Source organism: Variovorax sp. 20P10.2.4 (assembly GCF_058244205.1).
The window spans coordinates 22,945-29,330 of the sequence record NZ_JBZAYE010000021.1 but is presented as its reverse complement, the minus strand read 5'-3'; the positions used below and the strand labels follow the sequence as shown (position 1 = coordinate 29,330).

The window sequence follows — 6,386 nt, the reverse complement described above, 5'->3', positions numbered from 1 at the left end:
GGCATTGCGGTCGGCCGGTCAATGGGTCAATCAGCAGGATCGTGGCCTGGTGGGGCTCGCCGCCGCGCGCGCGGTTGGCCGGCCAGAAGCCCGCGGCCTTGAAGCCGAGCAGCCCCTGCGCGGGCACGTCGCCCGACTTGATGCCGAACACGCCGCCGGTGGCCAGCGGCTCGCGCAGCAACGGAAACACCCGGCCTTCGCGCGCGCTGTGCAGCACGAAGGCCTCGCGCACGGCCTCGAGCACGTCCTTGGGAGCGAGCAGGGCGTCGACCTGGTGCTGGTCGAGCAGCAGCAGCGAGGCGTCGGCGGGCGACGATGGGACTTCATTCATCTGGAAATATTATCCAATTCCAGACGAAAAGTAAAATGCAAGAAAGGCGGCCGGCCGCCGCGGGCTTCAGCGTCCGGTCTGCACCTTGATGCGGATGCTGCGCACCTCCCAGCCACGGTTGCGCAGCCGGGTTACCAGCATCGGCGCCAGCTGGCGCAGTTTGGCGGCCGCGGCGCTGCCCTTGACCAGCAGGCACCATTCGTCGCCCTCGGCCGGGCCGGCCTGGATGGCGGGGCGCATCAGCGGCGGGATCAGTTCCTCGACCGCGCGCAGCCGGTCGCCGGCGTCGCGCGCGCGGGCGATCAGGCTCGCCAACGTGGGCGAATCCTCGGCCGCCTGCTGCAGCGTGAACGGGGGCGTGGAACGGCGATTCATTCGTAATTCTGAGGGTGAAACAAGACAGCTAAAATGCCCGGTTTGCCGGCGGTCCCGCCGGGAAAATCGTTCAAATCCGATAACCCGACTACCGATAACCGGCACGGGCTTCCGACTTTCGAAGGCTTGCTTTTGAAAGAGGTGCGCCCAACTGCTCTCACCATATCTTAGGGAATCCGGTCGCAGTGCCTGTCGTGTCAGGTGCCCGCCCACCTCCACCCATGGCCACCAACTTCCTGACCCAGATCTTCGGCAGTCGCAACGACCGGCTACTCAAGCAGTACCGCAAGACGGTCGCGCGCATCAACGCGCTCGAACCCGAATTCGAAAAACTGAGCGACGACGCGCTGCGCGCCAAGACCCAGGAATTCAAGGACCGCATCGCCAAGGGCGAGAGCCTCGACGACCTGCTGCCCGAAGCCTTCGCCACCGTGCGCGAGGGCTCCAAGCGCGTGATGAAGATGCGCCACTTCGACGTCCAGCTGCTCGGCGGCATGGCGCTGCACAACGGCAAGATCTCCGAAATGCGCACCGGCGAAGGCAAGACGCTGACCGCCACGCTGCCGGTGTACCTGAACGCGCTGTCCGGCAAGGGCGTGCACGTGGTGACGGTCAACGACTACCTGGCCAACCGCGACGCGACCTGGATGGGCCGGCTCTACAACTTCCTCGGCCTGTCGGTGGGCATCAACCTGCCGCAGATGCCGCGCGAGGAGAAGCAGGCCGCCTACGGCAGCGACATCACCTACGGCACCAACAACGAGTACGGCTTCGACTACCTGCGCGACAACATGGTCTACGAGCCCGGCGATCGGGTTCAGCGCAAGCTGAACTACGCGATCGTCGACGAGGTGGACTCGATCCTGATCGACGAGGCCCGCACGCCGCTGATCATCAGCGGCCAGGCCGAGGACCACACCGACCTGTACCTCGCCATCAACAAGGTGGTGCCGCTGCTCAAGAAGCAGGAAGGCGAAGCCGACCCGCGCACCGGCGAGGGCGTCACGGTGCCCGGCGACTTCACGGTCGACGAGAAGACGCACCAGGTGTTCCTGACCGAGGACGGCCACGAGAACGCCGAGCGCATCCTCGGCGAATTCAAGCTGCTGCCCGAGGGCGCCTCGCTCTACGACCCGGCCAACATCACGCTGATGCACCACCTGAACGCGGCGCTGCGCGCCCGTCACCTCTACCACCGCGACCAGCACTACGTGGTGCAGCAGGGCGAGGTGGTGATCGTCGACGAGTTCACCGGCCGCCTGATGACCGGGCGCCGCTGGAGCGACGGCCTGCACCAGGCCGTGGAAGCCAAGGAAGGCGTGGAGATCCAGGCCGAGAACCAGACCCTGGCCTCGATCACCTTCCAGAACTACTTCCGCCTGTACGGCAAGCTCGCCGGCATGACCGGCACGGCCGACACCGAGGCCTACGAATTCCAGGAGATTTACGGCCTGGAAACCATGATCATCCCGCCGAACCGCGTGAGCAAGCGCGACGACCAGCTCGACCGCGTCTACAAGACCACGCGCGAGAAGTACGAGGCGGCGATCCAGGACATCCGCGAGTGCTACGAGCGCGGCCAACCGGTGCTGGTGGGCACCTCCTCGATCGAGAACTCCGAGATCATCGACGGCCTGCTCACGCAGGCGGGCCTGCCGCACCAGGTGCTCAACGCCAAGCAGCATGCGCGCGAGGCCGACATCGTGGCGCAGGCCGGTCGCACCAAGATGATCACGATCGCGACCAACATGGCCGGTCGCGGTACCGACATCGTGCTGGGCGGCAACATCGAGAAGATGATCGAGGCGGTCGAGGCCGACGAGGGCCGCGACGAGGCCGCGAAGAAGGCCGACATCGAGCACATCCGCGCCGAGTGGAACAACGACCACGAGTTCGTGAAGTCGCTCGGCGGCCTGCGCATCATCGCCACCGAGCGCCACGAGTCGCGCCGCATCGACAACCAGCTGCGCGGGCGTTCGGGCCGCCAGGGCGACCCGGGCTCCTCGCGCTTCTACCTGAGCCTGGACGACCCGCTGATGCGCATCTTCGCGGGCGACCGCGTGAAGGCGATCATGGACCGCCTGAAGATGCCCGACGGCGAAGCCATCGAGGCCGGCATCGTCACGCGCAGCATCGAGAGCGCGCAGCGCAAGGTCGAGGCGCGCAACTTCGACATCCGCAAGCAGCTGCTCGAGTACGACGACGTGTCGAACGACCAGCGCAAGGTGATCTACCAGCAGCGCAACGACATCCTCGACGCCGGCGATCTCGGCGCCCAGATCGCGGCGCTGCGCGAAGGCTGCTTCATCGACCTGGTGCGCCAGTACGTGCCGGCCGAGTCGGTGGAAGAGCAGTGGAACATCCCGGCGCTCGAGCAGGCCCTGTTCAACGAGTGGGGCATCGACATGCCGCTCGCGAAGATCGTCGAGGGCTCCGAAGCCATCTCCGACGAGGACATCGTCGAGAAGGTGGTGCAGGCCGCCAACGAGACCTTCGACGCCAAGGTCGCGCTGATCGGCCCCGAGAACTTCACGCAGTTCGAGCGCATGGTGCTGCTGCAGAGCATCGACACCCACTGGCGCGAACACCTGGCCTCGCTCGACTACCTGCGCCAGGGCATCCACCTGCGCGGCTACGCGCAGAAGCAGCCCAAGCAGGAATACAAGCGCGAGGCCTTCGAGCTGTTCGGCCAGTTGCTCGACTCGGTCAAGAACGAAGTCACGCGCCAGCTCATGACGGTGCGCGTGCAGTCGAGCGAGCAGCTCGACCAGGCGGCCGAGGCGATGGAGAACCGCGGCGAGAACGTCTCGAACATCACCTATTCGGCACCCACCGAGACCGGCGAGGTCGAGGTGCGCGTCGACGAGGAAAGCCAGCGCCGCATCGCGGCCGCGGGCCTGGGCACGCTGAGCGCCGAGGCGGCCGCCTTCGCGCGCGTCGGCCGCAACGACCCGTGCCCCTGCGGCAGTGGCAAGAAATATAAACATTGCCACGGCAAACTCAGCTGACCCGCAACTCCGAAGAGATACCGCCATGCCCGTGAACCTGTCCGCTCCCGATCCCGCCGCCTTGTTCGCGGTCCCCGGCATCCGCATCGGCGTGGCCGAAGCGGGCGTGCGCAAGGCCAACCGCAAGGACCTGACGGTCGTGCTGATCGACGAAGGCGCCGCGGTCGGCGGCGTGTTCACGCAGAACCGCTTCTGCGCCGCGCCGGTGCAGGTCTGCCGCGACCACCTCGCGGCCGGCCACGGCATCCGCGCGATGCTGATCAACACCGGCAATGCCAACGCCGGCACCGGCGAGGACGGCCTGGCGCGCACCCGCGCCACCTGCATCGCGCTGGCGCGCCAGCTCGACCTGGCGCCCGAGCAGATCCTGCCGTTCTCGACCGGCGTGATCATGGAGCCGCTGCCGATCGACCGCATCGAGGCCGGCCTGCCCGCCGCGCTGGCCGATGCCGCCGATAACCACTGGGCCCGTGCCGCCGAAGGCATCATGACCACCGACACCGTGCCCAAGGCCTTCAGCCGCCAGGTGCAGATCGGCGGCGCCACGGTCAGCGTCACCGGCATCAGCAAGGGCGCCGGCATGATCCGCCCGAACATGGCGACCATGCTGGGCTTCATGGCCACCGACGCGAAGATCGACCCGGCGCTGATCCAGCCGCTGGCCAGGCAGCTGGCCGACGCTTCGTTCAACCGCGTGACCATCGACGGCGACACCTCGACCAACGACTCCTTCGTGGTCATCGCCACGCAGAAGGCCGCGCACGCGACCATCACCTCGCTCGATTCGGCCGAGGGCCAGGCGCTCGTGGCCGCGATGCAGGACGTGGCGCGCCTGCTGGCGCAGGCGATCGTGCGCGACGGCGAAGGCGCGACCAAGTTCATCGCGGTGCAGATCGACGGCGGCCGCGACGCCGCCGAATGCCGCCAGGTGGCCTATGCGATCGCGCATTCGCCGCTGGTCAAGACCGCCTTCTACGCCAGCGACCCGAACCTCGGCCGCATCCTCGCGGCCGTGGGCTACGCGGGCATCGCCGACCTCGACCAGACCGGCATCGACCTGTTCCTCGACGACGTGCACGTGGCGGTCAAGGGCGGCCGCAACCCGGCCTACCGCGAGGAGGACGGCCAGCGCGTGATGAAGCAGAGCGAGATCACGGTGCGCGTGAACCTCGGCCGCGGCAATGCCAGCGAAACCGTCTGGACCTGCGACTTCAGCCACGACTACGTGTCGATCAACGCCGACTACAGATCCTGATTTTTCGATGAACGAGCAGTTCCAGAGACTGATCGAGCGCGCCGAGCAGCTCATCAACCGCATCGAATCGATCCTGCCCCAGCCGCTGGCCGAGCCGGCCGACTGGAATGCCTCGATCGCCTGGCGCTACCGCCGCCGCAGCTCGGGCCATGGCGTGCTCGAGCCGGTGAAGCACGTGGCCGCGATGGCGCTCGACTCGCTCAAGGAAATCGACGTCCAGAAGGAAAAGATCGAGCGCAACACGCGCCAGTTCGTCGAGGGCAAGCCGGCCAACAACGTGCTGCTGACGGGCGCGCGCGGCACCGGCAAGTCCTCGCTGATCCGCGCCTGCCTGCAGGCCTATGCGCCGCAGGGCCTGCGCCTGATCGAGGTCGACAAGGCCGAGCTCACCGACCTGCCCGACATCGTCGAGGTGGTGTCGCAGCGGCCCGAAAAATTCATCGTCTTCAGCGACGACCTGAGCTTCGACGAGGGCGAGCCTGGCTACAAGGCGCTCAAGTCGATCCTCGACGGCTCGATCGCCGCGGCCACGCCCAATGTGCTGATCTACGCGACCAGCAACCGGCGCCACCTGCTGCCCGAGTACATGAAGGACAACCTCAGCTACACCCACACCGAAGATGGCGAGGTCCATCCGGGCGAGGTGATCGAGGAGAAGATCTCGCTGTCGGAGCGCTTCGGCCTCTGGGTCAGCTTCTACCCGTTCAGCCAGAACGAGTACCTCGCGATCGTGGCCCAGTGGCTGTCCTCGTTCGGCGTCGATGCCGCCGCGATCGAGGCCGCGCGGCCCGAGGCGCTGGTCTGGGCGCTCGAGCGCGGCTCGCGCAGCGGCCGCGTGGCCTACCAGTTCGCGCGCGACTACGCGGGGCGGGCCACGGCATGAGCGCGGCGCCAGGTGAGCGCAAGCACACCGAGGTCGCGGTCGGCGTGCTGATCCGCACGGCCGACGATGCGCTGTTGCTGTCGACCCGCCCGCCCGGCAAGCCCTATGCGGGCTACTGGGAGTTTCCGGGCGGCAAGATCGAGGCCGGCGAGACGGTCGAGGAGGCGCTGCGGCGCGAGCTGCAGGAAGAACTCGGCATCACCATCGACGGCGCCACGGTCTGGAAAGTGACCGAGCACGACTACCCGCATGCGCTGGTGCGCCTGCACTGGTGCAAGGTCACGGCCTGGCACGGCGACTTCGAGATGCGCGAAGGCCAGCAGATGGCCTGGCAGCACCTGCCGCTGGACGTGGCGCCCGTGCTGCCGGGCGCGCTGCCGGTGCTCGAATGGCTGGTGCAGGAGCGCGGCCTGCCCGCGTCGGCGGCCCAGGCCGTATCGACCCTGGCCTGAGCGCCGCGGCGTGGCGATGCCTGCGCCGCTGACTGGGTCCCGGCGCCGCGCGCCGCGGGCCTGAGCGAAGAACGAACAAGAG

5 protein-coding genes and 1 pseudogene are annotated in these 6,386 nt (G+C 67.6%); 4 read left to right on the top strand and 2 right to left on the bottom strand.

Going from position 1 to position 6,386, the window contains the following annotated elements; genetic code table 11:
- Positions 1-331 (bottom strand): annotated as a pseudogene (locus AC27VN_RS03910) (ornithine cyclodeaminase family protein); the annotation flags it as partial.
- A gap of 66 nt (positions 332-397) precedes the next feature.
- Positions 398-706, bottom strand: a complete 309-nt coding sequence (locus tag AC27VN_RS03905) for a hypothetical protein (RefSeq protein ID WP_093341044.1) — start codon at positions 704-706, stop codon at positions 398-400.
- A gap of 221 nt (positions 707-927) precedes the next feature.
- Here AC27VN_RS03905 and secA point away from each other — a divergent pair, with 221 nt between their 5' ends.
- From secA to AC27VN_RS03885, 4 genes are read left to right on the top strand one after another with little or no spacing between them, the layout of a single operon-like run.
- Positions 928-3,714, top strand: coding sequence for a preprotein translocase subunit SecA (gene secA / locus AC27VN_RS03900; RefSeq protein ID WP_490875686.1), 2,787 nt, complete (start codon positions 928-930; stop codon positions 3,712-3,714).
- Positions 3,715-3,739: 25 nt separating this feature from the next.
- Positions 3,740-4,969, top strand: coding sequence for a bifunctional glutamate N-acetyltransferase/amino-acid acetyltransferase ArgJ (gene argJ / locus AC27VN_RS03895; RefSeq protein ID WP_490875685.1), 1,230 nt, complete (start codon positions 3,740-3,742; stop codon positions 4,967-4,969).
- A 7-nt stretch (positions 4,970-4,976) separates the two neighbouring features.
- A complete protein-coding gene (locus tag AC27VN_RS03890) occupies positions 4,977-5,852 on the top strand; it encodes an ATP-binding protein (protein WP_093341040.1) in 876 nt (291 codons plus the stop codon).
- Complete coding sequence (locus tag AC27VN_RS03885) at positions 5,849-6,304, top strand: NUDIX domain-containing protein (protein ID WP_398498809.1); 456 nt, start codon at positions 5,849-5,851, stop codon at positions 6,302-6,304. The genes AC27VN_RS03890 and AC27VN_RS03885 overlap by 4 nt, the downstream gene beginning before the upstream one ends.
- The last annotated feature ends 82 nt before the right edge of the window (positions 6,305-6,386 follow it).

Excerpts from the sequence above, each read along its gene's own strand:
- AC27VN_RS03905 (WP_093341044.1), bottom strand. The coding sequence starts at position 706 with ATGAATCGCCGTTCCACGCCCCCGTTCACGCTGCAGCAGGCGGCCGAG.
- secA (WP_490875686.1), top strand. The coding sequence starts at position 928 with ATGGCCACCAACTTCCTGACCCAGATCTTCGGCAGTCGCAACGACCGG.
- argJ (WP_490875685.1), top strand. The coding sequence starts at position 3,740 with ATGCCCGTGAACCTGTCCGCTCCCGATCCCGCCGCCTTGTTCGCGGTC.
- AC27VN_RS03890 (WP_093341040.1), top strand. The coding sequence starts at position 4,977 with ATGAACGAGCAGTTCCAGAGACTGATCGAGCGCGCCGAGCAGCTCATC.
- AC27VN_RS03885 (WP_398498809.1), top strand. The coding sequence starts at position 5,849 with ATGAGCGCGGCGCCAGGTGAGCGCAAGCACACCGAGGTCGCGGTCGGC.